Annotated in this window: 26 protein-coding genes; 24 read left to right on the forward strand and 2 right to left on the reverse strand. The window is 45.7% G+C overall.

Annotated elements, in window-relative coordinates; all coding sequences use genetic code 11:
• Positions 1–137: 137 nt before the first annotated feature.
• The 8 genes from ABH899_RS09305 to ABH899_RS09340 all read left to right on the forward strand — a co-directional run bounded on the left by ABH899_RS09305 (position 138) and on the right by ABH899_RS09340 (position 7,260).
• A complete protein-coding gene (locus ABH899_RS09305) occupies positions 138–338 on the forward strand; it encodes a hypothetical protein (RefSeq protein ID WP_218229940.1) in 201 nt (66 codons plus the stop codon).
• A gap of 247 nt (positions 339–585) precedes the next feature.
• Positions 586–1,080 (forward strand): hypothetical protein, encoded by a 495-nt coding sequence (locus ABH899_RS09310; protein WP_369995734.1) that lies wholly within the window; start codon positions 586–588, stop codon positions 1,078–1,080.
• On the forward strand, positions 1,077–2,846 hold the full coding sequence (locus ABH899_RS09315) for an ATP-binding cassette domain-containing protein (protein WP_369995735.1): 1,770 nt from the start codon (positions 1,077–1,079) through the stop codon (positions 2,844–2,846). The genes ABH899_RS09310 and ABH899_RS09315 overlap by 4 nt, the downstream gene beginning before the upstream one ends.
• 25 nt (positions 2,847–2,871) lie before the next feature.
• Positions 2,872–3,327: a TlpA family protein disulfide reductase gene (locus tag ABH899_RS09320; protein ID WP_369995737.1), complete on the forward strand. Its 456-nt coding sequence runs from the start codon at positions 2,872–2,874 to the stop codon at positions 3,325–3,327.
• Between the two features lie 302 nt (positions 3,328–3,629).
• Positions 3,630–4,025, forward strand: coding sequence for a hypothetical protein (locus ABH899_RS09325; protein WP_256123983.1), 396 nt, complete (start codon positions 3,630–3,632; stop codon positions 4,023–4,025).
• A gap of 46 nt (positions 4,026–4,071) precedes the next feature.
• Positions 4,072–4,605 (forward strand): MauE/DoxX family redox-associated membrane protein, encoded by a 534-nt coding sequence (locus tag ABH899_RS09330; protein WP_369995738.1) that lies wholly within the window; start codon positions 4,072–4,074, stop codon positions 4,603–4,605.
• On the forward strand, positions 4,580–5,002 hold the full coding sequence (locus ABH899_RS09335) for a hypothetical protein (RefSeq protein WP_369995740.1): 423 nt from the start codon (positions 4,580–4,582) through the stop codon (positions 5,000–5,002). The genes ABH899_RS09330 and ABH899_RS09335 overlap by 26 nt, the downstream gene beginning before the upstream one ends.
• Positions 5,003–5,439: 437 nt before the next feature.
• A complete protein-coding gene (locus tag ABH899_RS09340; RefSeq protein WP_369995741.1) occupies positions 5,440–7,260 on the forward strand; it encodes a helix-turn-helix domain-containing protein in 1,821 nt (606 codons plus the stop codon).
• Positions 7,261–7,473: 213 nt separating this feature from the next.
• Here the strand turns inward: ABH899_RS09340 and ABH899_RS09345 are convergent, their stop codons facing one another.
• A complete protein-coding gene (locus tag ABH899_RS09345) occupies positions 7,474–8,349 on the reverse strand; it encodes a deoxyribonuclease IV (RefSeq protein ID WP_369995742.1) in 876 nt (291 codons plus the stop codon).
• 272 nt (positions 8,350–8,621) lie between these two features.
• Positions 8,622–9,077 carry an SMI1/KNR4 family protein gene (locus ABH899_RS09350; protein ID WP_369995744.1) on the reverse strand — a complete coding sequence of 152 codons (456 nt, stop codon included), beginning with the start codon at positions 9,075–9,077 and terminating at the stop codon, positions 8,622–8,624.
• A gap of 81 nt (positions 9,078–9,158) precedes the next feature.
• Here ABH899_RS09350 and ABH899_RS09355 point away from each other — a divergent pair, with 81 nt between their 5' ends.
• From ABH899_RS09355 to ABH899_RS09430, 16 genes are all read left to right on the forward strand, one after another.
• Positions 9,159–9,569 (forward strand): GNAT family N-acetyltransferase, encoded by a 411-nt coding sequence (locus tag ABH899_RS09355; protein ID WP_369995745.1) that lies wholly within the window; start codon positions 9,159–9,161, stop codon positions 9,567–9,569.
• A 29-nt stretch (positions 9,570–9,598) separates the two neighbouring features.
• Positions 9,599–10,393 carry a hypothetical protein gene (locus ABH899_RS09360; protein ID WP_369995746.1) on the forward strand — a complete coding sequence of 265 codons (795 nt, stop codon included), beginning with the start codon at positions 9,599–9,601 and terminating at the stop codon, positions 10,391–10,393.
• Entirely contained in the window at positions 10,341–10,832 is a 492-nt protein-coding gene (locus ABH899_RS09365) for a hypothetical protein (RefSeq protein ID WP_369995748.1), read from the forward strand. Before ABH899_RS09360 ends, ABH899_RS09365 begins: the two co-directional genes overlap by 53 nt.
• Positions 10,833–11,009: 177 nt before the next feature.
• On the forward strand, positions 11,010–11,489 hold the full coding sequence (locus ABH899_RS09370; protein ID WP_369995749.1) for a DUF6530 family protein: 480 nt from the start codon (positions 11,010–11,012) through the stop codon (positions 11,487–11,489).
• A 24-nt stretch (positions 11,490–11,513) separates the two neighbouring features.
• A complete protein-coding gene (locus tag ABH899_RS28585; RefSeq protein ID WP_483312617.1) occupies positions 11,514–12,617 on the forward strand; it encodes an AAA family ATPase in 1,104 nt (367 codons plus the stop codon).
• 278 nt (positions 12,618–12,895) lie between these two features.
• A complete protein-coding gene (locus ABH899_RS09380) occupies positions 12,896–13,723 on the forward strand; it encodes a vWA domain-containing protein (protein WP_369995750.1) in 828 nt (275 codons plus the stop codon).
• A gap of 39 nt (positions 13,724–13,762) precedes the next feature.
• Positions 13,763–14,122 (forward strand): GIY-YIG nuclease family protein, encoded by a 360-nt coding sequence (locus tag ABH899_RS09385; protein ID WP_369995751.1) that lies wholly within the window; start codon positions 13,763–13,765, stop codon positions 14,120–14,122.
• Positions 14,123–14,708: 586 nt separating this feature from the next.
• Positions 14,709–15,707, forward strand: a complete 999-nt coding sequence (locus ABH899_RS09390) for a helix-turn-helix domain-containing protein (RefSeq protein ID WP_369995753.1) — start codon at positions 14,709–14,711, stop codon at positions 15,705–15,707.
• A gap of 170 nt (positions 15,708–15,877) precedes the next feature.
• The gene (locus ABH899_RS09395; RefSeq protein WP_369995754.1) at positions 15,878–16,825 is read left to right on the forward strand and encodes an ABC transporter substrate-binding protein; all 948 of its coding nucleotides are present in this window, start codon (positions 15,878–15,880) and stop codon (positions 16,823–16,825) included.
• Positions 16,826–16,924: 99 nt separating this feature from the next.
• On the forward strand, positions 16,925–18,763 hold the full coding sequence (locus ABH899_RS09400) for an ABC transporter ATP-binding protein (RefSeq protein ID WP_369995756.1): 1,839 nt from the start codon (positions 16,925–16,927) through the stop codon (positions 18,761–18,763).
• Positions 18,763–20,502 (forward strand): ABC transporter ATP-binding protein, encoded by a 1,740-nt coding sequence (locus ABH899_RS09405; RefSeq protein WP_369995757.1) that lies wholly within the window; start codon positions 18,763–18,765, stop codon positions 20,500–20,502. The genes ABH899_RS09400 and ABH899_RS09405 overlap by 1 nt, the downstream gene beginning before the upstream one ends.
• Before the next feature lie 83 nt (positions 20,503–20,585).
• A complete protein-coding gene (locus ABH899_RS09410) occupies positions 20,586–20,834 on the forward strand; it encodes a hypothetical protein (RefSeq protein WP_369995758.1) in 249 nt (82 codons plus the stop codon).
• The gene (locus ABH899_RS09415) at positions 20,798–21,319 is read left to right on the forward strand and encodes an MATE family efflux transporter (RefSeq protein ID WP_369995760.1); all 522 of its coding nucleotides are present in this window, start codon (positions 20,798–20,800) and stop codon (positions 21,317–21,319) included. The genes ABH899_RS09410 and ABH899_RS09415 overlap by 37 nt, the downstream gene beginning before the upstream one ends.
• 295 nt (positions 21,320–21,614) lie before the next feature.
• A complete protein-coding gene (locus tag ABH899_RS09420) occupies positions 21,615–22,763 on the forward strand; it encodes a VanZ family protein (protein WP_369995761.1) in 1,149 nt (382 codons plus the stop codon).
• A gap of 239 nt (positions 22,764–23,002) precedes the next feature.
• The gene (locus ABH899_RS09425; protein WP_369995763.1) at positions 23,003–23,770 is read left to right on the forward strand and encodes an ABC transporter ATP-binding protein; all 768 of its coding nucleotides are present in this window, start codon (positions 23,003–23,005) and stop codon (positions 23,768–23,770) included.
• Complete coding sequence (locus ABH899_RS09430) at positions 23,757–25,676, forward strand: FtsX-like permease family protein (RefSeq protein WP_369995764.1); 1,920 nt, start codon at positions 23,757–23,759, stop codon at positions 25,674–25,676. The genes ABH899_RS09425 and ABH899_RS09430 overlap by 14 nt, the downstream gene beginning before the upstream one ends.
• Position 25,677 lies beyond the last annotated feature (1 nt).

Consider the following 25,677-nt stretch of genomic DNA (forward strand, 5'->3'; position numbering starts at 1 on the left):
TGTTATAATGGACTTATATAGGAACTTGTGTTCGTGTTTTTGATTTTATGAGCAATCGCAATGAAAAACAATAAATACAATAGAGATAATTTATTGTTTAACCGACTACAATTGGCTGACTCAAAGGGGAGCATACCATGTTTACATACGCCATCGGACTTATTTACTCGGATCGTACTTGCGATATTTATTACGGCCCCAAAGAGAGAGTGGTGAACAAGTTGATGGTTGCGGAGGACAGGCCATACGGAAAACTGTATAAGACCGAAGGATCGATGAATCGGCAGCTGGACTATTATAAAAAAGAGAAACCACAAGCCAGATTTTATGCTCTGTAAGTTCCTATGATTGTTTAAGAACGGAAATATCATTTGTAAGTATTGGAATCAACCGAAAAGGATAATATGTATTTTTATATAAAAATAAGTGTGATAATCCTAGAAAGTAATGATATTACCATAAAAAGTAATCAAAACCTACTTACATTCAAATTGGGTAAAAGGTAAGATTTAAACAAGGAAAGAAAATAAAGTAAAAAAAGCTAAATAGTTGAATTCACATTCCGTTCTACCGGGAGGGAAGAAAGTGCATTCGGTACAAGAGGAAAAAGATCATAGAAGATTCTTAAAACAAACGATCGAGCATTACAAACTAGGAAAATATTTTCCCGAAGAACTGATTCTTCTTGCCAAATCTGATCCTGTAAGCTTTGAGTGGATGAGGCATACCGAACACGGGACGATCGTTTTCTTGATGAGCGCCACCTGTTCCGCCTGCAACATGGATCTCGTGATTTCCTTTATGAGCAGTCACTCCGGATTTAACTACTGCATCCTTTTCGAAGGAAACCAGGAGTCGGTGGAGGACCTGCGCAAGGAGCTCGATCCGGAGGTACGGATTCACCGGTGCGAAACGGCTAAACTGCAAACCCAGCTCCAGGTAAATGCGGTCCCTTACGCGATTGTGCTCAACAAAGTCGGACAGGCTGTCGGGGCGGATATTTTTGACAAGATGGCAAACTTGAACCGCGCGGCTGCCCCCTTGATCCGGGTCTATAATAATCTGAATCCGGACAAATGAAATCGCTCGCAACGACGATTCGGACGACATGGAGCGCTTTTTCCAGGGTGTACGCGTTTAACAAAATCATCGTTCTTTTCTCCTTGTTCGCTTACGTCTTCTCGGCTGTTCAAGCGAATGTAAGCGTTTATCTCAGCAAGTTAATCGTCGATCAGCTGACGATTAAAAACTTCTATCTGCTGATGGGCGGTATTGTGCTTTTAATCTTGTTTCAACTGACGCGGGCGGCTTTGGATGCGTACGCTCAGCTGAAGAGCCGTAAGATGAGCCTGATGTTTGCCATCCAGTGCGAGGGCAAGCTCATCGACCTTGTAGAGAAGACGGACTTGATCGAGAAAGAGCACCCGCGTTTCAAAGGCGATTTTTCTTACTGGTCTTACAGCAACAATAAATACTACGATACATACTTAATCGCTATCGGCCTGATCAAACAAATCATACTCGCATCCTTGAGCTTGTTCTTTCTTCTTCACTCCTATTGGCTTACGGGAATTCTCGCTCTACTGGTCGGTACGTGGAGAGGTGTTTACGATCTGCTGGCCGTACGCCGGCGGGTTGAAATCAATGAGCGCTTGATGAGGAATACAAGAAGCTACCATTATTATTACGATCTTCTTACAAATTCCGAGACCCAGAAAGAAATGATGCTGTTCCGGTTGTTCCCTTATTTTAGAAAGCGTTGGCTGGACAAGAAAGCGGAGTCCGCGGAGCTGGAAATCAAACTCGATAAGATCAATCATCAACGGACCTTTAGCGGAGAGCTTGTCTCCATCTTGAACACCGGATTAGTCACCGGCATAACAGCTTACCTGATTTATGCAGGCACCCTGAGTATCGGCGATTACGTAGCGATAACGATGGCGCTCAGCATGACGGAAAGCAACATCAGCTCTATGTTCACTTCTTATTCGAGATTAAAAGAATATTGCACGCATATCGAGAAGTTGAAGGTGATTGAAGAGAACAACGAGGTGGCCGTCAGTGCCGAGAAAAATGTCCGGAGCAAACCGTTTGTTTTCGAAAAGGACATCCGAATTCAAGACTTATCTTTCCGGTATCCGAACCAGGATCAGCCTGCTCTAAACGGGATTAGCGCTGAAATCAAGAAAGGAGAAGTTGTCGCCATTCTGGGTGAGAACGGCTCCGGCAAATCGACGCTCATTAAGCTGCTTCTCGGGCTGTATCAGACGGAAAAAGACTCAATCTTTTACGACGGTGTCAGTTTGAAGAACATGGACCGCCTGCATATGTGGCAGAAAAGCAGTGCCGTATTCCAGGACTTTATCCGGTACATGACGGATGTAAGAGAAAATGTGGCTGCCGGCAATATAGCTGAAATCGAAGACTCGGAGAAACTCGAGCAGATGCTTGCCAGAGTCGGTCTGGCCGATGCCTTCAAACACGGTCTGAACAGCCGGTTGGGATTTCTGGATGACGGTGCCGTCAATCTGTCGGGAGGACAATGGCAAAGACTCGCCTTAACCCGCGCTTTCGTACGGGAAGACGATGACCTTGTCGTGTTCGATGAACCGACCGCCGCTTTGGACCCGCTTAGCGAAGTCCGTTTGATGAATGAACTTCTGAGCCACTTTAGAGGCAAAACCGTTCTCCTCATTTCCCATCGGGTCGGAGTCGCGCGTAATGCGGACCGCATTATCGTCATGGAACGCGGACGAATTGCCGAGACCGGAAATCACGAGGAACTGCTGGAACGTCAAGGTCTCTACAGCGAGATATGGAATCAGCAGAAGCAATGGTATATGTAACGAACTTACAAGGAGGGAAATATCCATGACGTCATCTGCCAAACCGTCCCGCTTGTCGGATACCGGACTGCCTTTAGGCGCCTCGCTGCCTGAACTTCCGGACTACTTGAAGGAAGGCATGGAGTCCGCCTGGAACCAATCGGGCACTATTCGAGTCCTGCTCTTCGCCTCCGTTTATTGCACGCATTGCATAGATCTGCTGCCTCATCTTCAGGCGATCGCAGAGAATCACCCGTCTTTCTCCATCCGTCTGTTCACTACCGGAGACGAAGAGGACCATCGAAGTATGCAGGAGTATTTCAGCTGGAATTTCCCTGTGAGCACGATGGATCAAAGCGATATGGAAGCCTATTTCGAGGTTACCGCGCTGCCCTTTATGATGCTTGTGGACGAATCGGATTCTGTCGCGGCGAAAGGTGTTATTTATAACGCCGATGATTTTGAACAGATCGTGCAATTCAACCGGATCTCATCTTCCTAAAACCCGGTATCACGGTGCTTGTCACCTTTACGATACAAATCCACCTATGAAAGGAGGTGAATACAATGGCTTGTGAATGTCCAGATGGAGTAGTTTTGAGTGAGTCCAGAGCTTGCCTGACTGGTTACTGCACGGCTAACGGAACTCAATATCCTAAAATTTTGACTTCCACTAAAAGTGTGGGCTGCAATGACGGTAGAACAGTAGTTTGCACTTTCAATGCTGGTTGCTGCTACTAAGCACTACAAAGGAGAAGGGCGCTGTCCCTTCTCTTTTATTCCATTTCAAAGGGGCTGCGTGTATTGAACGCTCAATTACTCGTCTGCGATCAGATTACGAACAATACCTTACTGGGAGGCCATGCCTTAGGCACTGTATTGAATCAAGTGTCTATTCCGGCGCTGCCCTATGTGATAGAAATGCATGTCCTGATCAAATTGTTTGATTTGCCGCGTCATGAATTTGTCGATACCGCTTTAATTATTACAAACTCGTCCGGCGAAATGATTGATCGTACTCCGGCTACCGTTCTTCGCAATTACAGAGCGGAGGATCAGGTTCCCGGAGTCGATCAGGATGTATCCCTCCACTTGATTGTGACGGAACCGGGGATTATTTATATCCGGTGTATGATAAACGGAGAAGAAGCGGCCTGGTACCCGTTAACGATTCGTCTGCAAGAACAAAAAGTCTCTTGAATGCCGGTTACAGCTGCCGGGCTATAGAGAAATGGGTGAATATACATTGATTCAATGGTTAGGCTATGTTCTGGATATGACTATGTCGGTTCTGTTTTTCATGCCGTTTTACATAAAAGCCATCCGGTTCCGCAATTTCCGCATCGAGTTGTACTCCTACGGCATACTTCCCCGTTCTCTCGTTTCGATAGCGGCTTTGGTCGTATTGTCAGTTGAGTTCGTCCTGTTTCTTTTGTTTGCCACAGGACTGTTCGGAGGGTGGAGGGAGCTTGCCGCAATCGTTCTGCTTGCCGCGTTTGCCTTCTTTTCATGGCGGAAAACAAAACTTACGGGCGTCGATACTTGTGCCTGTTACGGAGAGATCGCATTTCTGAATCGATCCCCGGTTTACCGCAATGCCGTTCTAATCGGATTGCTGGCGGCGGGTTTGCTGCTGCCTGCTCCCGAACAGGATGGATACGCCAGGATCAATTCGCTTCTTTTTGTAATGGCTCTGTCGATTTCAATCGGGCTGCTTCAATCCGCATGGAACCATAGGAAGAGGAGGAAGCGCCGTGAGCAATCTGCTGTTCCTATGTAATCTGGTATGGTTCCTGGCTTGTGTGCTGCTCTTGTTCATTCAAAAGCGAAAAGAGCGTGACGAAGTAACCGCATTGATCGGAGAAATCAAACGACTTTCGAGCAGGCAGCGAAGCGTGACGAGGATTTTATTCGTGGATTATAAGGACCCTGCATTCCAAAAGATCGACTCTCTGCTCTCGACGAGTGCCGACGGTCCCGACGGTCCCGACTATATCGTGGTGATCGATGCTCCGTCCTGGCTGATTGCGGCCAGGGAAAAGAAGTGGACGAGACACGAGGCGATAGATGCTAGAATGATAGCATCCACGCGCAAAAGCGGGGTTATTGTGACTCGCGGCGGAAAGTACGCGGTTTACGACGAAGCGGCTGCATATTTGGCGTACACGTCATCGTAAGCAGTAAAGGTAAATAAAATAATCTCATTCGCGGTTGGAATAGCCACCTACTTGACGAGCAAACAATAAAGCACGCAAATTCCTGTAAAGGAATGAGTGTGCTTTACATTTGTCCGACAGAAAGCCAAACCGGGCAAAAAGCCTCCTCATTTGCGAAATACCAACAAAAGCTTCCGGAAGACCGGGCCTTATGGAAAACTTATAATTGATAATGAGAACCGTTATCAATTATAATAAGCGGAAAATGAAACCAGCATTGTTCCGAGGAGTTGGTGAAATCGATGCGGGCAGACAACCATTTATTCCTTTGGAATCAGGCGTCCGTTAAAATCTTGGACGTCCGCTGCATAGTATTGATTTCGGACGGGGAGATTCGGTCATGGATTATGCCGGCCTGTTGTTTTATGTACACGGTGAGCGGGAGAGCGTGTGTACGAATGGATGGCGAGCTTTTTCAGATAAGCGGTTTTCATGTTCTGCATGGGGGCAAAGGCAGCCGCGTAGATATTTATGCGGTTGAAGAACCGTTCAGCTATTATCTGCTCTATTACAAAGCGTATTTTCCTGTCCCTTTACGAAAAGAAGCGGCTGGGATAGCGGACGGCTGTAATCCGTTTCAGCTGCAGTATGGCCTTACGCCGCATCATCCTCTTTCTCTGCTGAGCAAAATCCGGCTTATGCATCAGGAATGGGTGACGCAGGGTAATCTGGAGCGGCTTCATGTAAAAGCGCTGTTTTATCAGTTCGTGCATGAACTGTTGGCCCAGGTTCACGCCCGCAATATTCCGGCTGCAAAAGCCGATGTCGCGGAGCAAGCGCGCCGCTATCTGCAGGAGAATTACTTCGAGCCTATTACCCTGGAGAAATTAGCGGAACTGCTGGACAGCAGCCCCCGGCATTTAACCAGATTGTTCAAACGCAAAACCGGCACAAGCCCGATTGATTATATGATCCGGCTCCGCCTGGACAAAGCGAAGGAAATGCTGCTGGCGACGGAGATGACATTGCAGGAGATTGCCGAAAGCATCGGGTATCCCGACAGTTATTCGTTGGCTAAAATGTTCAAAAAACAGGCAGGAATTGCGCCGATCCGTTACCGGACGGAAAATAGAACCAGGAGAAGTTGTCCCGATTTGCCATCGGATACGGCCGTATTTGACATTGCGGGAAAAGACAGGCTGAATTATATTGAATATGATAATCATTCTCAATATAAAAAGGAGCTAAACTTCCCCATGTTATACAGCAGAAGACCTTCCGCGGCAATCACTTTGCTGCTTTGTTTGATGATCCTGCTCAGTGCCTGTTCGACTGGAAAGACGAGCGGATCCGCGAACAGCAACTCGCTTCCTTCGCCAAGTCCGCCTCCTGTTGCCGCCAACACCGACAGCAGTCAGACTGTGCCAAGCAAGCCTGCGACTAAGATGATTTCCACCGCCAAAGGCGATGTCGAAATTCCCGTGAATCCCAAACGGGTCGTCGTTTTGTATTTATTGGGCGATGTACTGGCTTTCGATGTGATGCCCGTGGGGATATCGGACGTTTACAAAGGAGCGGCGTTTGAAAAGGAACTGTCGGGAGTCCGGTCGCTCGGCGAATGGTTCAAACCAAGTCCGGAAGCCGTGCTTGCCCTGGAACCCGATCTGATTATCGCCCCTTCGGAAGAGACCTACGGAATGTTGAACAAAATTGCGCCTACCGTCTACCTCCCTTATGAACAGATGACGATGGAGGAACGGTTGAATAAGCTTGCGGAAGCGCTGGGTAAGGAGAAGGAATCCGCCAAACTGCTGGACAACTTCCATAAGAAGGTGGAACAAAGCAAACAAAAGCTGAAACAGGCGGGGATTTATGATAAAACCGTTACCATCATGGAAGGCGGGAAAAGCAGCATGACCGTCATTTCATCACGAAACTACGGCCGCGGTTCCCAGGTCATCTATGAATATTTAGGCATGAAAGCACCTGCTGTCCTTCAAAAAGAAATCGATGCCGTGAGCAAAGCGGCGAGCTCGAAGAACGTTTCGTTGGAAGTGCTCAATCAATATTCGGGCGATTATGTGTTCCGTTCGTCGTACGAAGGGATGGAGGATTTGTCCCAAAATCCTGTCTGGAATCAAATTCCTGCGGTGAAGGAAGGGCGGCTAACCGAGATGAGTTTCGGTTTGTCGTACTACAACGACATTTATTCGCTGGACAAGCAGTTGGATTTTGTTATGGAAAACCTGCTGGCGAAGGGGGAAAAGCGGGTAAACTGAATACGCAACGGTCCGCGATTAGGATTTGCCGATCTTGCTTACAGACAAGAAAACCACAGCCCGTACAGGCTGTGGTATTTCTTATAGGGAAACAAAGCGCTGGGAGCGGATCTGTTTGACCCTTCCGTGCCTTATTTTTCTGTTCGCGGTTCGCGGATGTGCGCAGCTACAGCGGAATGTCCCATGAACCGGCTAAGATTCCGCATGTCTTGATTACTTGACGATCGGCTCCGTAACCTCTCTGCGCAGCAGAGCGATTTCATGTTTGTACGGAGCGTTTTTATATTTAACGGGACCGATGGAGGGTGTCTCCAGTAATTTAGGCACTTGATCGAACTGGGGGTGATGGACGATATAATCAAGGGCTCTAAGCCCGATGAAACCGTGTCCGATGTTTTCATGCCGGTCCTTGCGGGAGCCCCGTTCATTTTTGGAATCATTGACATGAATGACCTGAATGCGGTCCAGCCCGACGATTTGATCGAATTCATGCAGAACTCCGTCGAAATCCTCGGCGATATTGTATCCGGCATCGTGGATATGACACGTATCGAGGCAGACGGATAGCCGCTCATTATGGGTGACTCCGTCGATGATCTCAGCAAGCTCTTCGAACGTTCGGCCGCATTCCGTTCCTTTGCCCGCCATCGTTTCGAGTGAAACTTGGACGTCCCTTTTTTCCGTCAGAACCTCATTCAACCCCTCGATTATTCTCCGAATCCCGGCTTTGGCTCCGGCTCCCCTATGTGCACCGGGGTGAAGGACGATTTGATTCGATCCCAACGCTTCCGTCCGCTGAATCTCAGAACGCAGAAACTCGATGCTGTGCTCGAAAGTCCGCGTATTCACGGTATTTCCCAAATTAATGAGAAAAGGGGCGTGAACCACGATATTCGAAATGCCATGGGCTTTCATATGCGCTTTCCCCGCTTCAAGGTTGAACGCTTCAATAGGTTTGCGCCGTGTATTTTGCGGAGCGCCCGTGTAAATCAGAAAAGTCGTTGCGCCGTACGATGCCGCTTCTTCACTTGCCCTCAGCAGCATCGTTGTCCCGCTCATGGAGACATGCGAACCGATAAGGAGAGACATGTTCTCGCCCCCTGTCACTTGTAAGTTGTCTTGGTGATGAAAGAACGTCGGGGTAGGCGCCCTTTATGCTTGGACGAAACAGCCTGGGGCATGTGAGTCCGAACTGTTCAATACTAGTCTATCAGCTGATGGGACCCGCGTTTAGAGGGAGTTGCAGGGAAACCAATAAAGGCCGGGAAGAATTCCACGGCCTTTCGCGGCAATACTCGATCGTAATAATGAATGTGCCAAGTTTTGCGAGAGAAATGCAGCGGGTTATCCCCGGAATAGAGTTACTCGGCTGTATAAGCTTGCAGGCGGGCAGCGAATTCGGCAAAACGGACGGCTATCTCCCTGACGTTCTGCTCCATCAGCTCCTGCGCCTCTTCGGGCGTTTCCGACTCGCTTTCCGCGTCCTCGCGCACCATCGCTTCCTCGTGATCCATCAGAACAACGGAAGGGGAGGAGGGGTTCGTGCGGTAATCGAACAAGTAATTGTTGCCGCTGCTTACGCTCCATGCAAAAGGAATGAGCCGTTTGGGATCGGGATTCACATCATCCACAAGATTCCGGTTTGTTTCGATAAAGCGTTCATCCAGCTCGGAAAACCGGACTTCCCAATCGGTAACGTCTCCGTTTTCAACGAAGTTATATCCCTGCTTCTCCGCGTTTTGCAGAAAGCTCAAATAATCGGATGGGAAGACGATTCCATAGTGCTGCTCGATTTTTTTCACCGTATTGTTTTTCATAGACTGCGCACCTCTTTCTTTCACGTTCGGATGGTTTATGATAGATAAAGTATAACCCATTAAAAATGAAGGAGAAATACCATGCAAATTGTTTCGGCAGCCGATGCGGATTTTGATTACTTGCGTGATCGCGACTCTCATATTAAAGAGGACCTGATTCTGTCCAAAATTAGTAACAAGGAAATTTATATGCTGCGGAATGAAGATAACGTTAACATCGGTTGGATGAGATACGGATACTTTTGGGATAACACTCCGTTTATGAACATGCTCTGGATCGACGAATCGTATCGGGGCGGAGGTTTCGGGAAAGAAGTTGTTCTTTTCTGGGAAAAAGAAATGACACAGCGCGGGTTCAAGCTGGTTATGACATCTACCTTGGCCAATGAAGAGGCGCAGCATTTTTACCGAAAGCTGGGGTACCGGGACGCGGGATGTCTGCTGCTCGAGAACGAACCCATGGAAATCATCATGACAAAGAGGCTGCTTTAGACCCTGAAACGGACAAGGACGTGAATCGAGTGGATAAAAAAGCGAAAAAAATATTGACAACTACTTTTTGGTCTGCCGCGGGCTGGAAAAACAGACCGGAAGTTTTTGCCGGTGAGGATTTCGAGTATGCCAAAAGCAAAGGCCTCATGTTCGATCCCCTTACAATGGAGCATGATGAACTGGTCAAGCGGCTTTACGACCTCCATCAGACCCTCACGAAAGAACAAGCAGCCGCCGCGTTTCTGCATAGTCTTTCTACCAAAAAAGTCCATTTGCGAAGCGCTCTTTCAAGCTGGGCTTTGACAGCTAAACTGCCCCTTCATACATACGGCGAACGGAGCGCAGTGAGGCCCAATTACAGCAGCTGCGGGGACTGCAACCACCACGGGCTAATGTCGGACCGCGAATATGTAAATGCGGATCTGAACGTGCTGAATTTCGAGCGGATCAAATGGGGAGGAGTCCGTTTGAACCAGCTTCTTTACTGCTGGCTGGATCTCGAATTGTTCAGCAAAGAAGAAGCCTTCGAAGTTACCTCGGAGGATAGGACCATCCTTCACAACATGATCGAAGCGATTCAGGAATGTGAGGATCATGACAGCGCCCGAAAGCTGGAGAAGCGTTGGAAGAATGTACTTCCTTCGAGCAAGAATGAACGGGATATGGTGATGGAAATATGGGGATTTGCCGGATTGCTGGTGCCGCGGGACACACCTCGCAAGCGTCGCGGCGGAGACCATGATTTCAATTCCATGGCGGTTTGGCAGGGGGATGACCGCTATTCGCGGGAAGCGCTGGAGTTTTATTTCGGGGCGTTTTTGTAAGGAAGGACGGCTAATTAAGAATTTGAAAGGAGGAATAATAATCAAATATCTTACGGCTGCTTTAATAACATCTGTCCTTTTTACTTTTTCCATGAGTGCTTACTTTCTGAACAAGATGTTAATTGATTTTCCAACTCTATTATTCTTATTCGGTTTTTACGGCACCCCTTTAATTTTGTTGATCGGCACTCCTGTTTCTTTTATATTGGATAAAATTAGCCAACGTTTTTTTCAGAAAGAATATAAGAGAAAGTTAGCTTTGCTCATAATGTTTTTAATTACTGGTACGGTGATTTCGTTGGTGTATAACATTTACTTGGGATTCTTGGAGGAATTTGTCCTGAAGCTGGGATTAGTTGCTTCCATGATTTTTTATTTTGCGCTGCAGTTTACAAAACAAATATTCCGCAGTAGCACTAAATCCTCCCCTTCACTTTAATCCAAATCCTATAGGACCGCTGAACCGACAGGTTTAGTGGTCCTTTGTTTGTGAACAATTAGCCCCGATTGACAGACTTTGGAAAGAAGAGTATGATGACTTTAGATTTAGTAAATTAGTAAATCAGTAAATTAGTAAATCCATAATTTAACGAAACTTAATTGGAGCGTGTTAACTATGAAAATCCCGACAACGTTAAAACATAAGCCGGTCATCGTATCGGAAAATTACGAGCAGGTCGACGGACGCCTCGCCCGGAACACGGACGCCAAAGGATTGTCCCTGGGGCTGGCCCAATGGAACGATAGAGGAAAAGTCGATATATCGGCCAAAGTATGGAGACACACGGGGGAGAAGTGGTCCAGACAGTCGGAGGAGCTTCCTATGCACCGTGTTCTTGACCTCGCTATTCTGATTTGCAGAAGCAGTTTATATTTTCAGGATGCTTACCGGTTTCCGAAATTATACGATCCCGAGAACCCTACGATTGACCGAATCGGGCTGCAGGGGGATGCGATGAGTGTGTCCGTTTGCGAAGACAATCCCATGCTGGATCAAGACATTAAGCTGTTTGCCCAGGCTCTCAGCGAGGATGGCGAAATGATCGGGGAGCGGCTTCGCGTGCTATCCCGGCTATTGGAAGAAATGGGGTATTGACCCCCTATAAAGAGGTGAAAAGCGATGAACGTCAACCAGGAATACTACGTATCTCCTGACAGGCAGCTGACAGATGCGGAACAAGCACTGGTTTGGAAAAAGCCGGCCTCTCATAAGGTTAGCGAAGAGGAAATTCGGATTTGCCAAGAAATCAAGCGCAATTGGAAACGCGGAGAAATGAAAATCGCCACTATTTTGCTCGAAGGGGACGCCGGCTCCGGTAAAACCCAGCTTGCCAAAGCCTTGTCGGCTGATTTGGGGCTGCCTTATACGAAAGTGACCTGTTTTGCCGACATGGATAAATCCGATATTATCGGGGCCATATTGCCGGTTATTTCATCGGATCGAGTTGAGAACATGGAGCCGGCGGAACAAACCGTTTTGAAGGCCTTATATGACAGCGACGGTTTTCAAAGCGCGGCCGAACTCGTGATGAACGTGCTGGGAGTTACTCGGGAACAGGCTGCCTTAACGATGAAGCAGCTGCTGAACAAGGTGGAGCAAAACTCCCCTGACGATGTGGTGGAGTACCGGTTTTACCCTTCCGAAATCGTCAGAGCCTATCGCAACGGCTATCTTCTCGAAATTCAGGAACCGACCGTTATCCGGGACGCCGCGGTGCTTATGGCGCTCAACTCCGCCTTGGAGCCGGATGGCAGCATCAACCTTCCCACGGAAATCGTACGCAGACATCCCGATTTCATCGCGGTCATCACAACCAACCGCAGTTATGCGGGAACTCGGCCGTTAAACGAAGCCCTGCGCGACAGAGTTCAGCATACGGAAAAGATGGACCTGCCGACCAAAGAAATCATGGTAGAACGGGCCATGTCTAAGACCGGTTACAAGAATGAGAAGGTACTGGATATTTTAGCGGATGTCATTGTGGTTTTGGATAAAACCGCCCGGGCCCATGCGATTAAAGGCGTGGCGGGTATGCGTTCCTTCTTTTACTGGGCGGATGCGGTTGCCGGCGGCGCTCCAGCCAATGAATCTTTGTACCATAAAGTCATCTACAAAATAACGACCGACTCCGAAGAGATCCGCCTATTGGAAGAAGCGTTGAAAAGCCGGGGGCTGCAGAACGGGCTGCACCAAGTCGATGCCGAAGCAAAAAAAAAAGAATAACGGACGAAGCGGAGCTAAAAACAGAGGGAACGATTGGCAGCACGGAATTTGAACAGGACGATGAGCTTGAAGAACCAGGGATCGTTTTAAAAAAATCTGCCGATAGTGACGAAAATACGTCCGAGGTTTCAGATGACTCCACCACCACGGAATTTTCAGACAGGGAAGAGGATGGGGCTCCGAAGTATCATCAGGCCAATCTTGAAACGAAGTCTGAGGAAGCCAGGCAAAAGGAACGGGATTACCGCAAAAAGCTGAATCGCGACGCCCGGGAGGTCGTGTCCGGTTCCATTCATAACAAAGTGAAGCTTATCGTTCACCGTCCGGATTACGATAACGATTCCGAACGGGAATATGCCCGCTTAAGTGAGGAACTTATGCCTGTCGTCCGGGAAATTGCCCGCAAAACACTTCCGCTGCTGGAACATGAGACTTCTTCGGAATTTGCGAGGTATCAATATTACGGCAGCAAATTTCAGGCGGACAGCATTGCGTACCGGGATTTCAGGACGTTTGCCAAAAAACTTCCTCCAACCGATTCTCCCTCTCTTGTGGTCGGTTTAAGGGTGGACGAATCGGCATCCATGTCCGCTTTCGGGAGGCTGGAAGCCGCAAAGCGTGCGGTGATAGCCGTCTATGAGTTCTGCCAAATCTGCCGGATACCCGTCTTGATCTACGGGGATACGGCGGATGCTTCCAGGCTGGAACAAATGTCGATTTACGCCTATACCGATTTGGACAAAACCGATCCCAACGACCGGTACAGACTGACGGGCATTCGCGCCAGAAGCAACAACCGCGACGGAATGGCTCTGCGAATTATGGCAGACCGGTTAGCCGCCTCCCCGCAGCAGACCAAATTGCTCATCAGCATAAGCGACGGGCAGCCCAAAGCGATGGAGGATTATACCGGAACCTACGCCATCCGGGATATGCAGCAGACCATGGCCGAATATGAACGCAAAGGAATTACCTTTCTAGCAGCCGCGATAGGCCAGGATAAGGATGTCATACATCAGATCTATGGAAGCGAGCGATTTTTGGATATCACGAATCTGTCAGATTTGCCTGCTAAGTTAGTCCGGATTATCGCCCGGTATTTGTAAAGGTGTATTGATTAGATAGAGGCGAAAGGAGAGAAAGACATGGATAAAACCAAGCGCAAGGAGCTTTTGGAAGAGTATAAGCAGGTGAAGACCTACATGGGCGCTATTCAAATTCTCAACAAGACCAACGGTAAACTATACGTGGACACCTATCCCAATCTGAAAAACAAATGGATCACGCTGCAGGCCCAGCTGGATATGGGCAGGTTTGCCAATTTGCAGCTTCAGAAGGACTGGAAGGAACTGGGCGCGGAAAACTTCGCCTTCGAGGTGCTGGAGCAGAAAGAGGCTTCAGAGATTACAGATATACGCTGGGAGCGGAAGCAACTGAAAAAGCGGTGGCTGGAGAAGTTGCAGCCTTATGGGGACAGGGGATATAATAAGCCGCCTGTAGGGTGATAAACTGAACTCTTTTATGATGTATGGAAATTTTCCGTAATTCTCGTCAATTGAGAGCCTTGTCCGGACGAAACGTGAGGAAATTTAAAGCTCTTGTTTTAGTGGCCGCCGTAGGGATAGCCTTTAGCGGCAGTGTACACGTTCCATCTGCGGCAGCAGCACAACCGACTTCGATCGTTATAACACGCTTTGGAGTCAATATCAGGCGATGTTGTCTAATTAGCGGTGACACTTAAAATTCATGATGATTAAACTGAGATAAAATATAGTTTGTGAAGAACGTAAATTTTCGGATGTATTTCCGAGGTTGCGTTTTTTTTTTTTTTTTTGTTGCGGAAGACAAGGAACTGGTATAGACAATGATGATGTATCATTCGATTTCATGTCCATCCCGGTTCCTGGATACATGGGATGCTATTGATTAATTAATTGATAATGATTATCATTACTTGTGATGAGTTTCCAATCGTTGGGGACAAGCATTCGCGAACGCGATCGGGAAACTCCTGCAAGGATAATATCCATCCATTCAAAAATATGTGGTCCTCCGAAAAGGGCGGCTTCTGATAGAAACGGGGTTGAATTTATGGAAAGCGCTGAGCGATATTGTGAGATTGTGAATGCAGATAATAGGAACTGCGCACTCACACTTAATCTAAATGAAATGTATCGAACATGCTCTTTTGAACAGATAGTGAAGGTGCCTGAAGAGATGGGCAAGGGGTACTGGAAATGTATTCGTACGTATTCTTCTATAGACCTAGTAATATGCGACGTGCGCTTTACTAAAAATATGACCCTGAGCAGTAGAGAAGGAGGGAATAACATAAACCTTGGATTTTGTCTCGGAGACAGCATCCGTTGGAGCGTAGAAGGAAGAAAGGGCGAATTTGGACTCGATCCATGGGAGATCTCCGCTTTTGGCAGTATTCAAGCGAGCAATCGATGTCAGTATGACGTCGACAGTCGCTTTCAAGGTCTTTCTCTAAAGCTTAATCACATGGAGTCCATTGGGCCCCTGCACCATCTTCCGCTACACAAAATATCGTCCGCTTTATCTGGAGATTCCCGACTCTTCTATAACAGCCAAATGACATCCGGAATGAAACGCATTGTTCATGATATCATTCACTGCTATTACCATGGCGATATCAAGCATATTTACTTGGAAGGAAAAATATTGGAATTAATCGCCTCTTATCTATACGAAGTTATTTTGGAAAAGAACACCTCCTCTCCGCCGCTTGGTCTGTCCAGAACAGAGGTTGCAAGCCTTCATCTCGCCAAAGACATACTGGATGGCGATTTGATTTCCCCACCTGGTCTGGGAGCACTCGCCAAGCGGGTATGTTTGAACGAATTCAAACTAAAAAAAGGATTCAAATTGCTGTTTGGCATGCCGGTTCATGCTTATGTGATCGACCGAAGGCTGGAAGCCGCCTTCCACATGTTAGAAGAAGGCAGAATGAAGATTACGGAGGCGGCCTATGCAGCGGGTTTCGGGAAGACAGGTCATTTTTCCGAACAATTCAAAAGAAAATACGGTGTCAATCCCTCTGAGTACTTCCGACAATTTCGCCGTTAAGAAAGAACAAAATCCGTATTTGTGGTTTTTACTCCCGATTTGGGTATCTGGATCAAGGGGGGAAGTGGGATACTGGTTCATGACAGTTGCTATGAAGCAATCGTCAAGGCCTTTTTTTAAAAAAACAATTGATAATGATTATCATTATCTATAAATGAAAGGGAGAGACGATGAAACGAGTACTAGTTTTGGCCATCCTATGCTGCATGTTGGTATTAACCGCATGCGGAAACCAGACGACCCGCGACGGGGAGAGTCAACAAAAATTTAAAGAGGTTGAAAATGCCAAGGGCGGCAAGGTTAAAATTCCGATCCATCCTAAGCGCATCGCCGACCTTTCGGGATCGACGGAGGAGCTTCTGTTACTTGGAATACAACCGATCGCTTCAGGAAATACGGATTTCGGCAATAGAGCCGTATTGTCTCCAACGATTAAAAATCTTTTAAGCGCAGATACAGTCAATTTGGGTTGGTACGCAGAGCCGATCAGCCTGGAGTTGGTCGTATCCGCTAAACCGGATTTGATTATTCTGGGAACCTTATTTAATGAAAATCTGTACGAGCAGCTATCCAAGGTTGCCCCGACAGTGATTGTGCCATATCCCTATTACGAGTGGAGAAACCGTTTTGCCTTTTTAGCGGATCTTTTTGGAGAAGAAGAGAAGAAGGATAAATGGTTGTCTGAGTATGACAGAAAGGTAGAAGAATGGAGCAAAAAATTAGAATCTGTTCTTGGGAACGAAACCTTTGCTGTAATCGAAACCTATCCTAAAAATCTTGTCATCTACTCCTCATCCGGAACTGCTGAGCTTATTTATACGGATCTAGCATTGAAGCGTACGGACGGCATTCCGGAACCCGAAAGCTGGGGAGGGCGGGAAATAAACCTTGAATCCTTAGCTACCATCAATCCTGACAACTTGATACTAATGGAGAACAGCGAAAACACAATGAACGACAGTAAAGTTTGGAACAATCTCAAAGCCGTACAGAAAGGGAATGTCTACAAAATAACGAATATCGACAATTACAATTATTCCTTCACGGCGATTGGTCGTATGGAGTTGCTCGACCGACTCGGAAAGCAAATATTGAAAAACCATAAAAGCAACGAATAGATAGCTCCAATTTTTTGCATAGAAGGTCTGGGTCCTTGCCTGATTTTCGGGCAGGGATGATTTTGTTTTTCACTACCTAAAGGAAAGGAGTGTAGGCAGATGAGTTTCAAGTCCGAAGTGTCGGGCCTGTTGCATATTGCCGGCGAGAAAAAGGGGCTGTTGACGGTCGCAAGCGTGTTCTCCTTCTCTTCCAGCTTGTTGCAGCTTGTTCCTTTTGTCGCGGTGTATAAGATAGTCGAGGAATTGTTGAACCATGCACAAAGTCCTGAGGGCGCAGACAAGGAGCTTATTCTGTATTGGGGGGGCGCCGCGTTTATAGCCTGTATTGGGGCTTTGGTAGCTCTGTATATCGGCGGGATGTGCTCACATATCGCTGCGTTTAATATTCTCTATCAGCTTCGGGTGCGTCTGGCGGAGCATGTTGCCAAATTGCCAATGGGTTACCATACGAAAACGACTACGGGCGAATTGAAAAAAATTATCGAGGTCAGTGTCGAAAAAATCGAGAAATTTATTGCCCATCAATTACCCGATATCGTCAGTGCGGTCATGATACCGATTTTATTGATGGGCTATTTGTTTTGGCTGGATTGGCGCTTGGCGCTGGTTCTGCTCATTCCGATCGGATTCGGATTTTGGCTTCAGACCCGTATGTTTACCAGCGAAAGAGGACAAACAGCGTATCGCGAATTTCAATACGCCGTGGAAGAAATGAATGCAACCGGTGTCGAATATGTCCGTGCAATGCCCGCTGTGAAAATATTCGGTATTACGGCCGAATCCTTCCTGACGTTTAAGCAATCCGTTGCCAAATACCGTGATATCTCATTAAAAATAACGGATTTATGCAAGACGCCGTACAGTCTTTTTTTCGTTGTTGTCAGTTCTTTGTTCACTTTTATCGTACCTGTGGGCATTCTTCTTGGAAATGCTCATTCCGGAAGTCAATCGTTTGCCATTACTTTTATTCTGTTTCTGATCATTGCACCGAGCTTATCGGTACCGTTATTGAAGATGATGCATGCGGGAAGCGGGATGCGAGAAATTGTTGAAGGCAATAAACGTATTGAGGCCATTTTTTCCGAAGCGATGGTGACGGAACCGGTATCTCCCCATGTTCCAACAGCACACGATATCGCCTTTAAGCAGGTTTCCTTCGCTTATGAAACCAAAGAAAGCAAGGATTTTAAGCCAGTTCTTAACGGTATCCATTTTGTTGCGCGAGCGGGCGAGATGACCGCGTTGGTCGGTCCTTCAGGCGGTGGGAAATCGACCATTGCCAATCTGCTGCTGCGTTTCTGGGATGTTCAGGAGGGCGACATTACGATTGGGGGCGTTCCGATTCGTGAGATGGGGACGGAAAAGCTGATGGATACGGTTTCCTTCGTGTTTCAGGATGTGCATCTGTTCTATGATACGATCGAAGCGAATATCCGGATGGGAAATACGACCGCTTCCAATGAAGAGGTCATCGCAGCTGCGAAGACGGCCTGCTGCCATGAATTCATCGAGAAGCTGGCGTACGGGTACGATACCAAAATCGGGGAAGGCGGAACCTATTTATCCGGCGGAGAGGCGCAGCGGATTGCGATTGCCCGTGCATTGCTGAAAAATGCGCCGATCCTCGTTTTGGATGAAGCAACAGCTTATGCGGATGCTGGGAACGAAAAGAAGATCCAGCGGGGTCTGGCCGAGCTGGTCAAAGGAAAAACTGTCCTCATCATTGCTCACCGCCTGTCTACGATTCGCGCGGCAGATCAAATTCTAGTCGTGAAGCGGGGAGAAATTGCGGAACGGGGAACGCATGACGAACTGCGGAAATTAAACGGCCTGTATGAGCAGATGTGGCAAGCTCATATCAGCGCAGCTTCATGGAGACTCGGCGCGAAAGACAACTCGCCGGCACATGCAGTCGCTGCAAAGGAGGGCTTAGGCTAATGAACCGTTACTTTACTAACATCTCAGGAGGAAACATCAGAAACTTATGGCCATCCTCCTTTGCGGCCTTACTGGATGGGATCTCTAAAGTCATTCCGGCAGCTTTGCTTGTTGATATTTTTAATACGATCTATAGCTCCTTTGCGGAACCGGAGGCGGGCTTGAGTACCGGACGGTTATGGGTGGTATGCGCCTTTTTGTTTTTTTGGCTGATGGTGTCCTATTGGGCGTACGCCTTACTTTACGACAGGTCGTACAAAGCAGCCTATAGCCTGGCTGCATCCGGCCGGCTGAAGTTGGCCGAACATTTTCGTCATCTGTCGCTGGGATATTTTGGCAAACGTGATCCGGGGGATGTTACCAACCTATTATTAAGTGACTACTCGCAAGTTGAGCACACGATTTCCCACAATGTGCCTCAACTCATCAGCGCTGTCATACTGCCCCTCCTGGCATTGTTGGCACTTGTGTTTCTGGATTGGCAAATGGCATTGGCGATGTTCGTGGCTGTTCCGTTCGGCGTTCTGCTGCTTTGGCTGACGGACGCGCTTCAGGCGCGTTTAAGCGAAACTCATGTCAAGGCCAAGAATGAAGCCGCCAGCCGGCTGCAGGAGTATTTAACCGGAATACGCGAGATCAAGGCCCATAATATGGGAGGGAAACGGTTTGAGCGATTGCGTCTTTCATTTGATCGGTTAATGCGTGCGTCCATCCGCTTGGAAGGCGTTATGGGACCCTTGATTATGGGAGCGATGCTGCTGACCCGCTCTGGAATGACGATCATGATTTTTGTCGGCAGCTACTTGCTGGTAGGCGGAACACTTTCCCTTCCCGTTTTTCTCCTGTTCTTGCTGGTGGGTACCCGAGTATTCGAGCCACTGACTGTGGTGTTGATGAACTATGGAGAAATGCGGTATTCGGCCTATAGCGCCCAACGTATCATGGACGTGCAGCAGGAACAACCGATGCAGGGGACAGAAAGCATTCAACCTCAGGGGCAGATTGTTTTTGACCGGGTCATATTTGGCTATGATGACAATGCACTTATCATTAGGGACTTGTCATTTACGATTGAACCGCAAACCATTACGGCTTTGGTGGGACCGTCAGGCAGCGGGAAGAGTACGGTAACGCGCTTGATTGCACGATTTTGGGATATCCAACAGGGGACGATCGAGATTGGTGGTCAATCCATTCGACATGCAAATCCGGAGGATCTTTTGAAACATATTTCTATGGTGTTCCAAGACGTTTATTTATTCCAGGATACTATCGGCAACAACATCCGAATCGGAAAGATGGACGCTACTCAAGAAGAAGTGGAAGCAGCGGCCAAGCGTGCTTGTTGCCATGAATTCATCTCTCAATTGCCTCAAGGCTATGATACGCCGGTAGGAGAGGGCGGCTCGACGCTGTCCGGCGGAGAGAAGCAGCGGATATCGATTGCCCGTGCCTTGCTGAAAGACGCGTCGATCGTGCTGCTCGACGAAGCAACCGCTTCACTTGATCCTGAAAATGAATCAGCTGTACAAAAGGCTATTAACGAACTGGTCGTCGATAAAACCGTCATCCTTATCGCGCATCGATTGAAAACGGTTCAACATGCGGATAAGATACTTGTACTCGATCAAGGTCAACTTGTTGAAGAAGGTACTCACATGGAGTTGTTGGAAAGAAAGGGATTATATGCAGATTTGTGGAGCTTGCAGCAAGAATCCGACGGATGGCGAGTCAAATAAGGACGCTTTGTATCTAGCAAGTTAGGAGGATTTTATATGAGTCCAACAACCATAGATGAAAAAGGAAAACAGCAGTATTCATCTTGAATGCAAATCTGTGGAAAGTCATGCTTCAATTATCATGGCCGGCGATCATTGCCATGGTTCTCTATGGATTAAATGCGGTCATTGCTGCCGTTTTTGTAGGTCGTTATATCGGAGAAACCGCTCTGGCTGGGGTTTCCGTAGCCTATCCTCTAACCCAGATCAGTGTCGGTTTAGGCTCCTTAATTGGGGTTGGCGCTGGCTCTATCGTGTGTTTACTTTTTTACTTACGCCGATCTTTGGTTTAATGCGCGCACTGCAGCCGGTCATTGGTATAAACTACGGCGCTGGGCAATATGAGCGCGTGATTAAATCCTACAGAATATTTACCGTTGCCTCCATGCTGTTGACCTTGCCTTTTTGGATCTTTTCCATGGCCGATCCCGAAATGATTCTGGGCTTCATGTTGCCGGATCAAGTATTTACGAGAACACAATCGATGTATTTTCGTATTCACATGGCGATTTTACCGCTATTGTCGATGATTTTTATGGCAATAACATTTTTCCCTTCTATTAATAAAGGAAAACCGGCAGCCATTATCGGAATTGCAAGACAGCTCGTTCTCTATATACCGGTCATGCTGATTTTACCTAAAATGATGGGAGTCTCCGGCATTTATTTGGGTTCGCTTGCGATTGATGCCATTATTGTGCTCTGGACTGTTGTCATGGTCAGAAAAGAATTTACGAGACTCAAGACAAAAGATAAGGTCTCTGTTATAAATACTTAGTGACGTACCTGTCATTGATGGGATGTTCGCGTGAGTCAATTCTAGTAGAAGTTTCTGCATGTGGTGAGCAGGAGCTTTTTTATTTATGTATAAACAATAAGGGGATTATTCAGGAGCAGCTAAGTTGCGAACCTTACATTAAATTAATGCCAACATTACAGGATCCTTAAATAGGATAAAATGTTCCAACTCCATTTGAATTAGAATCAGTTTTATGGTAAATATAAATACTAAATAAATTTAGTGAGTGAATTAGGGGCAGAATATCAAAGTTCCTATAAAGGAGGGAGAAACAATGTCAGCATATACTCAACCAATCTTTGTGGCAGCGATCTTTTTTGTTGTTGTAACATTTGCCTTGGTTATCCCATGGCTCATTTATACATATAGAAAATATATTTTTTTGCCATTTTCTACCACGTTAATTTCATTTTCATTTATCTTTTACTTTCTAGCCGCGTTATTTTTAGTATTGTTGCCTTTGCCAGAAATACGCAATACTTGTTCCCTACAAAAACCGGGTACACAACATTATTCACTTCTGCCATTTCAATTTATAGTGGACACCTTTGGGAATAGTGGTATTGTGTTATCACAGCCTGCAACTTATAGACTGTTATTTAACCAACCATCATTCTATCAAGCGTTTTTCAATTTCTTGCTATTATTACCTTTTGGTGTTTATTTGCGATACTTTTTTCAAGACAAGAAATACTGGAAGAAAGCTCTAGGAATCACGTTCTTATTAACATTATTTTATGAGGTAACACAGGTAACCGGCATTTACGGGATTTATAATTGCCCTTATCGTATTTTTGATGTGGATGATTTATTGTTGAATACTACTGGCGGGGTACTGGGTTTCTTTATTGCTCCAGCTGTGTTAGCGTTATTCCCATCCAAAAAGAAAATTAATGAGAAAGCAGAAAGATTATTGGCTCTTGATGAAGTAAGAGGGATGTCTGTGTTGCTGGCTGTTATTATTGATCTATTTATCAGCAACATGGTAGTTAAAATAGTGTTGAGTATGACCAACGTTAATATGGTTAGTGAATTTATTGCCAGTACAATTACACTTTCTGTAACATTTTTTATTATTCCATGGATTTGGAACGGGTCGACAATCGGTACGAAAATTATGCGCTATCGCTATGACAGTAAAGTAAGTCAAGTGGAGACAAACAAGCGATTATTTAAACGCTTTGGTGCTATTTACGCGATGTACTTCACAACAGCAATTGCGAATACTTTGAATAACGTAGAAATATCAATGGATTCTCCATTTTATAAGGCATCTATATTCTTAACGCTAGGTGCTGGATTGACCTTTATCACTTTAACGATCGTGTTGTTCATCCATATTGTATTAGTCGTGTTTGGCAAAGAAAAACGCCGCTTTTACTTTGATGAAGCTTCTGATTTATATACAACCAGAAAAAAATAATGCAGAAGGGCGATTCCTTTTTGTTATTTTTAGAGAAGATTGCCGAGACAGTCCCCACGGAGCGCCCGCTCAAAACACTCACCTAAATCCTATTCAATAGAAAAGGGGTATCCCGTAGTCTTAAATGGCTACGGGGTACCCCTTTTTTGTGGATTTAAGCTTGTTGTAAGGTTGGTATGAATTTGCTGTAAGGTTAGCAGCCTATAGTATACGTATCAGCAAATTAAGAGGTGAAATGAATGGAATCATTATTAAAAGTAGAAAATATAAAAAAAGTGTACGGGAAGTTAAGTGCTGCTTACACAGCGTTAGAAAACGTGTCTTTTGACATTCATGCAGGTGAGTTTGTAGGGATTATGGGACCTTCCGGAGCGGGGAAATCAACCTTGCTAAATTTGTTAGCAACCATTGATTCTCCAACTGAAGGGAAGATTTATATGAAGAACAAGAGTATTCATGACATGAAGGAAGCAGCTTTGGCAGACTTCCGACGTGATAATCTCGGTTTCATCTTCCAAGATTACAATTTACTCGATTCTTTGACTGTAAAGGAAAACATATTGCTTCCTCTGGCGATTGCTAAAATTCCAGCGAAGAAAATCAATCACCTCGTGACTCAGATCTCTAAAGTATTTGGTATTGAAGATTTACTGGAAAAATATCCTTACCAAATTTCTGGTGGTCAAAAGCAAAGAACCGCTGCCGCTAGAGCGCTTGTGACAGAGCCTGCACTGATTTTGGCTGATGAACCAACAGGTGCGCTTGACTCCAAATCAGCAACAGATTTATTGGAAAGCTTAAGTACTTTAAATGAAAATAACAATTCGACCATTATGATGGTGACCCATGATGCGTTTGCCGCAAGCTTCTGCCGCCGGATTATTTTCATCAAGGATGGTTCATTTTCAACAGAAATATATCGTCGTGATCAGACACGCAAAGCCTTCTTCCAAGAGATCTTAGATGTTCATGCAGCAATTGGAGGTGAGGTAGATGACGTTATATAGTCTAGCAAGAAGAAATATAGCACGAAACTTTTCTCAATATTTTTTATACATTGCATCGATGGTGTTTAGTATCATCATTTACTTTACATTTGTGACATTAAAATATAGTGATACGATAGCAGAACAGACGGCTTCATCCCAAAAACTAGGTTCACTAATGAGTGGGGCGGCAGTCATTCTCATCTTTTTCGTTTTCATATTTATAGCCTATTCCAATTCATTTTTTATGAAAAAACGTAAAAAAGAAGTGGCATTGTATGCGTTGCTGGGTGTACGTAATCGTCAAATAGGCTTTATGCTCTTTTTTGAAAATTTATTATTAGGATTATTCTCTTTAGTAGTAGGGATTGTACTTGGGTTCCTTTGTTCAAAAGGATTTATGACGATTTTGATTCATTTAATGGGGTATGACGTTGTAGCACCCTTTACATTTTCAGCGGCGGCAGCGATGAACACTGCTATCGTATTTCTGGTTATTTTCTTAGTGACATCGTATCAAGGCTATCGTTTGATTTATCAATTTAAGCTGATTGATTTATTTCATGCTTCGAAAAAGGGAGAAGTGGCGCCCAAATCATCTATGATAGTAGCTGTTCTTGGAGTATTACTAATTGTCTTGGGCTATTGGTTGGCGATGCAGGACCTTTTTACTTCTAAGGTATGGGAAAAAGTTGGATTTCTCATGACCGTATTAATTATTTTAACAACGGTTATTATGGGTACATTTTTATTGTTCCACAGTGTGACTGGCTTTGTGTTAGCAATGATTAAGAAAAATGAAAAGTGGCTGTGGAAAGGCCTTCATGTAATAACCATTTCGCAACTGCTCTATCGTATCCGTGGGAATGCACGTACATTAACTGTGATTGCCGTGTTAAGTGCTACGACAGTAACTGCTGGTGGAGCGGTGTATAGTCTTTATTACAATACGAATGACTCGGCGAAAACTATTAATCCGAATACCTTTATGTATCAATCAACAGATGCAGAAATGGATAAACAAGTGAGTGCTGTACTATCAGATACAAAATACGATGAAAATATCGAAGCACTATCCATTACGTTTCATACGAAAGAATTAAACTCGCCATCAACATTCGATAGCTCTGATAAAAGAGGATATACAGTTATCGATGAAAAAACATACAACAAATTAGCAAGTGTACAACATAAAGAAAAATTAAATGTAAATGATGGCTACGCGGTTATTTTAGATATCGGATATGATAAGAGGTTCTCACCTATATATACAGGAAAAACGATAACAACAGGAAACGGCCATCTACTCACATTCCAAAGCTTTAAAACACAAACCGTATTGAATGGAGGCACAGCAGGTATAACAGTGGTAGTCTCGGATGACCAGTATAAAGTATTGCGAAATGATGGAGAAGTGCTATACTATCGTGTTCTTGGAGTAGATCATGCCTCTGTAGATTTATCTAAAAAAATTGCAAACCAATTACCTGAAGAAGCGCTATTTTCCAGTGCTCCTCAAGATTACCAAACAAGTTTGGAAAGTGTGGGTTCTCTACTTTTTATCGGAAGCTTCCTTGGCCTCGTATTTCTGGCTGCAACAGGCAGTATCATTTACTTTAAAGTTTTAACAGAGGCAGAAGAAGATAAATCACAGTACAATATGCTGCATAAAATGGGTGTCAGTGCAAAAGAAATGAGAAAATCCATTGCTTCACAGGTATTCGTTATCTTTGTTGTGCCGTTGGCAGTAGGGTTATTGCACAGTGTAGTGGCTTTAAAAGCATTCTCTAGTCTACTGATGATAGATTTAGCAAAACCTGTGTTGCTCTGGATGATTGCTTATACCGTGATTTACGGGTTGTATTATTTCTTAACCGTAGCTTCTTACAATCGTATTATCACACTAAATAATAGAACAGAAGGATGAT

The organism is Paenibacillus sp. RC84, from assembly GCF_041260495.1.
GTDB lineage: Bacteria > Bacillota > Bacilli > Paenibacillales > NBRC-103111 > Paenibacillus_F.

Bases quoted from the DNA above. Each gene is read 5' to 3' on its own strand.
- ABH899_RS28585 (WP_483312617.1), top strand. From the start codon at position 11,514: ATGAACGTCAACCAGGAATACTACGTATCTCCTGACAGGCAGCTGACA.
- ABH899_RS09315 (WP_369995735.1), top strand. From the start codon at position 1,077: ATGAAATCGCTCGCAACGACGATTCGGACGACATGGAGCGCTTTTTCC.
- ABH899_RS09320 (WP_369995737.1), top strand. From the start codon at position 2,872: ATGACGTCATCTGCCAAACCGTCCCGCTTGTCGGATACCGGACTGCCT.
- ABH899_RS09365 (WP_369995748.1), top strand. From the start codon at position 10,341: ATGACCGCTATTCGCGGGAAGCGCTGGAGTTTTATTTCGGGGCGTTTT.
- ABH899_RS09405 (WP_369995757.1), top strand. From the start codon at position 18,763: ATGAACCGTTACTTTACTAACATCTCAGGAGGAAACATCAGAAACTTA.
- ABH899_RS09400 (WP_369995756.1), top strand. From the start codon at position 16,925: ATGAGTTTCAAGTCCGAAGTGTCGGGCCTGTTGCATATTGCCGGCGAG.
- ABH899_RS09385 (WP_369995751.1), top strand. From the start codon at position 13,763: ATGGATAAAACCAAGCGCAAGGAGCTTTTGGAAGAGTATAAGCAGGTG.
- ABH899_RS09350 (WP_369995744.1), bottom strand. From the start codon at position 9,077: ATGAAAAACAATACGGTGAAAAAAATCGAGCAGCACTATGGAATCGTC.
- ABH899_RS09355 (WP_369995745.1), top strand. From the start codon at position 9,159: ATGCAAATTGTTTCGGCAGCCGATGCGGATTTTGATTACTTGCGTGAT.
- ABH899_RS09340 (WP_369995741.1), top strand. From the start codon at position 5,440: ATGGATGGCGAGCTTTTTCAGATAAGCGGTTTTCATGTTCTGCATGGG.
- ABH899_RS09345 (WP_369995742.1), bottom strand. From the start codon at position 8,349: ATGTCTCTCCTTATCGGTTCGCATGTCTCCATGAGCGGGACAACGATG.
- ABH899_RS09430 (WP_369995764.1), top strand. From the start codon at position 23,757: ATGACGTTATATAGTCTAGCAAGAAGAAATATAGCACGAAACTTTTCT.
- ABH899_RS09390 (WP_369995753.1), top strand. From the start codon at position 14,709: ATGGAAAGCGCTGAGCGATATTGTGAGATTGTGAATGCAGATAATAGG.
- ABH899_RS09370 (WP_369995749.1), top strand. From the start codon at position 11,010: ATGAAAATCCCGACAACGTTAAAACATAAGCCGGTCATCGTATCGGAA.
- ABH899_RS09425 (WP_369995763.1), top strand. From the start codon at position 23,003: ATGGAATCATTATTAAAAGTAGAAAATATAAAAAAAGTGTACGGGAAG.
- ABH899_RS09395 (WP_369995754.1), top strand. From the start codon at position 15,878: ATGAAACGAGTACTAGTTTTGGCCATCCTATGCTGCATGTTGGTATTA.
- ABH899_RS09420 (WP_369995761.1), top strand. From the start codon at position 21,615: ATGTCAGCATATACTCAACCAATCTTTGTGGCAGCGATCTTTTTTGTT.
- ABH899_RS09305 (WP_218229940.1), top strand. From the start codon at position 138: ATGTTTACATACGCCATCGGACTTATTTACTCGGATCGTACTTGCGAT.